Origin of the sequence: Lactobacillus equicursoris DSM 19284 = JCM 14600 = CIP 110162 (assembly GCF_001434815.1) — a bacterium.
Lineage (GTDB): Bacteria > Bacillota > Bacilli > Lactobacillales > Lactobacillaceae > Lactobacillus > Lactobacillus equicursoris.
In genome coordinates this window covers 1-469 of sequence record NZ_AZDU01000137.1, presented here as the reverse complement: position 1 = coordinate 469, position 469 = coordinate 1, and the positions used below count along the sequence as shown (strand labels likewise).

The window sequence follows — 469 nt, the reverse complement described above, 5'->3', positions numbered from 1 at the left end:
TAAGCTTGCTGCTCATATTCCAAAGCTCTTAACGTCCAGTAGTCATCAATTTTATTCTTGCTCATAATCGAACTCTAAATTATCTGGATATTGACCAGCTAGCACTTCCACTGAACGGTGAAAAGCTCTGCACAAAGCTAAATTATTTTCTGTACGTAATGGAATAGTGATCCTGTCAACCTGGCCGTCTTGTCGCTCTTCAGCATCATTGCAGTTATAGAGAGTATGTTGCCAGAGAATTGAAAAAGCGGCACATACAATGTCTTGGCCTTTAGGGGCTTGCATTGCGTGTCCGCTTGCTTGAAGAACAACTTTGTTCTTACTCTTCTTCATTCTCACTTTGATCATTTTCTCCTGCTCCGCCTCCTTGCCCCTCAATATAATCAGGATTCCCTTGCAGCATTGCACTCTGTTGTCGCTTAATGCTTTCAAAGTTCTGCTGGTTCATCAACTCAATCACTTCTTTAGG

1 protein-coding gene is annotated in these 469 nt (G+C 42.0%); it reads right to left on the bottom strand.

Annotated features, from left to right (window positions below; genetic code table 11):
• Nucleotides 1-51: 51 nt before the first annotated feature.
• Nucleotides 52-348: a ribosomal-processing cysteine protease Prp gene (locus FC20_RS09720; RefSeq protein ID WP_162254733.1), complete on the bottom strand. Its 297-nt coding sequence runs from the start codon at nucleotides 346-348 to the stop codon at nucleotides 52-54.
• Nucleotides 349-469: the final 121 nt, after the last annotated feature.

What these genes read in the sequence shown, in the direction of transcription:
- FC20_RS09720 (WP_162254733.1), bottom strand. Translation starts at nt 348, where the DNA reads ATGATCAAAGTGAGAATGAAGAAGAGTAAGAACAAAGTTGTTCTTCAA.